Annotated in this window: 3 protein-coding genes; all 3 read right to left on the bottom strand. The window is 73.0% G+C overall.

Annotated features, from left to right (window positions below):
• Window positions 1-52: 52 nt before the first annotated feature.
• The 3 genes from ACFW1A_RS40135 to ACFW1A_RS40125 all read right to left on the bottom strand — a co-directional run bounded on the left by ACFW1A_RS40135 (window position 53) and on the right by ACFW1A_RS40125 (window position 2,118).
• Window positions 53-814 (bottom strand): SGNH/GDSL hydrolase family protein, encoded by a 762-nt coding sequence (locus ACFW1A_RS40135; RefSeq protein ID WP_380418620.1) that lies wholly within the window; start codon window positions 812-814, stop codon window positions 53-55.
• 209 nt (window positions 815-1,023) lie between these two features.
• On the bottom strand, window positions 1,024-1,389 hold the full coding sequence (locus ACFW1A_RS40130) for a glyoxalase (RefSeq protein ID WP_380418618.1): 366 nt from the start codon (window positions 1,387-1,389) through the stop codon (window positions 1,024-1,026).
• A gap of 126 nt (window positions 1,390-1,515) precedes the next feature.
• Window positions 1,516-2,118: a hypothetical protein gene (locus tag ACFW1A_RS40125; protein WP_380418616.1), complete on the bottom strand. Its 603-nt coding sequence runs from the start codon at window positions 2,116-2,118 to the stop codon at window positions 1,516-1,518.
• Window positions 2,119-2,359 lie beyond the last annotated feature (241 nt).

The raw sequence follows: 2,359 nt of genomic DNA, 5'->3' as shown, positions 1-2,359 counted from the left end.
GTCCTCGGACCGGGCGGGCCGCCGCTCACTGCGTGCGCGGCCTGCGCGCCGGTCAGGAGTTGGTGGAGAAGACCGGCAGGTAGCCGTACTGCTGGCCGTCGGCGGTGGGGTGGTAGCTCTCGTCGATCGGCAGGGTGGTGCTGTGCAGCCACTGGTCGTAGTCGCCGCAGATCTCGTGGCCGGAGAACTGGCCGCGCACGTCGGCGAAGCTGAAGCCGGCGTTGGCGGCGGCCTTGGCGATCACGCCGTCCAGGGTGTCGGCGGCACCGTTGATCGCGCTGCGCGAGGTGTCGCTGATGCCGAACCAGCAGCTGCCCGGGACCTGGTAGAGGTGCGGGTAGTCCAGCACCACCACGTGGGCGTTGGGGGCGTGGCTGTGGATCGTGGCGTACAGGTTGGCGAGCTGGCCGGGCAGCGTGTTGGTGGCGTACGCCTTGGCGGTGGCCACCGCGCTCAGGCACGAGCTGGTGCCGTCCAGCACGCAGGTCTGCATGGTGTCCGAGAAGCCGGCGTCGTTGCCGCCGATCGTGATGCTCACCTCCGTGGTGCTCGAACTCAGGGCCGATACCTGGCTGTTGAGCACGTCACCGGTTCTGGCACCGGAACAGGCGACGAACTTGAAGTTGTTGGCGTGCGCGTTGGCCCACAGCGCCGGGTAGGCGCTGTTGCTGCGACTGCAGCTGCCGCTGCTGCTGTCGTAGTTGCCGGCACCGACGCCGGCCGAGTAGGAGTCGCCCAGCGCAACGTAGTTGACGGTCGCTGCGTTGGCCGGGACGGCCAGGAAGAGGGAGCCGGCGGCGAGGGTGATCGCCATGACGGCACCGGAGACAATACGGACGGGACGCATTGCACCTCCACGGGAGTGTGACGCGGGTTACTCCGTGGTACCAGTGCCCCGAGCGCACGGGAAGTGCCCATGCCAAAGATGTTGACGGGAATTCTCCCAAGCGGGCCCGAAGTTGGCCCCGATGTCGAAATGGCGTCAGCTACTGGGCCGCGACGCCCTGTTGGCGGCAGGGCCGGTCAGTCCTCGGCGCAGACCACTTCCAGCTCGAAACCCTGACCGTCCACCAGGTGCACCGTGGACCCCGTGTCCACCCGCAGCGTCCACCCCGCGGCCAGCGCTGCGCTGGCCGCCGCCCGGGTCCCGTGCACCGCCAGGTGGTTCAGCCCGGCGCGCAGCCGGTCGTGCCCGCCGGGACGCAGCGCCGGGGACTGCTCCAGCACCAGGTAGCTGGCCCCCAGCCGCCAGCTGCGGCCCGTCTCCCAGTTCTGGAACGGTGCGCAGCCCAGGGCCAGCAGCACCGGGGCCCACTGCTCCTCGGCGAGCACCAGGTTGTCCACCCAGAGTTCGACGTGGTGGAACAGCCCCGTGCGGCGCTCGGTCATCGTGGCCCCCTCCGGCCTGTGGTCACGTGGTGCAGTGGTCACGAGTCTCGGGGTCGGTCACTCGTCACCCGCGACCCTAGCCCACGCCCGCCCCCGCCACCCGGAGATCGGCGAGCCCGCCGCCCGCTACCCGGGGAAGACCTGGCAGCCCGCCTCCGGGAGCTCCTCGATCACCTCGTTGGCCAGCTCCGGCACGCCGAGCAGACCGGTCGCGCACTGCACCGCCGCCCGCGCCTGGCGCAGGCCCGGGGTGCCCCAGCCGAGCAGCTCCACCGCCAGCCCGGGCGCCACCAGCAACCGCCGGTAGTGCCGGCCCGAGGCCGGGTCCGGGCGGCTCGGCCCGACCGCGCGCAGCGGCGCGGCCATCCGCACCCGGGCGCACTCGTGCCCGCCGTTGGCCGAGCCGATCCGGTCGTACAGGTAGCCGAGGTAGTGCGCCGGGCCGATCACGGCCTGCGCCTCCTCCGCCGCCTCGCGGGCCAGCGCGGCCGCCGGGTCCCCGTGGTCCTCGGCCTCCAGCGAGCCGCCGGGCAGGCTGACGATGCCGTCCTTCGGGTTGACCAGGGTGAGCACCCGCCCGTCCGGCGCGAACAGCCAGCCCCAGGACTGCTTGACCGGGAGCCACTCGGGCACCTCCTCGCCGGGGCGCCAGGGCCAGCTCGCCGGCGGCCGGCGCCGGATCCGGCCGAGCAGCTCGGCGATCTGAGGGGTGTACTCGATCCGCTGCATGGGGCCCCCTCCGGTGTCGGGCCCCTGGGGCCGGCTGTCCTGGTCCGTCGCGCCGGCTCCGCCGCGTGCGTGTGGGGGTCGCGCGTGGTCCGACCTGTTGATCTTCCCCGAACAGACGGTCGATGAACAGTCCTCGCGGCCGCATGGGGCATCGCGCGTCACCTCGCCGCGCGACCGGCGGACCCCGGCGGCACGGGCGGCGGCGCAGGGCCCGCCGACCGGCCCCGGAACGCCCGGGAGC

Source organism: Kitasatospora sp. NPDC058965 (genome assembly GCF_042741245.1).
Classification (GTDB): Bacteria; Actinomycetota; Actinomycetes; order Streptomycetales; family Streptomycetaceae; genus Kitasatospora.
The sequence above is the reverse complement of the archived record's forward strand: the minus strand, read 5'-3'. Positions and strand labels throughout refer to the sequence as shown.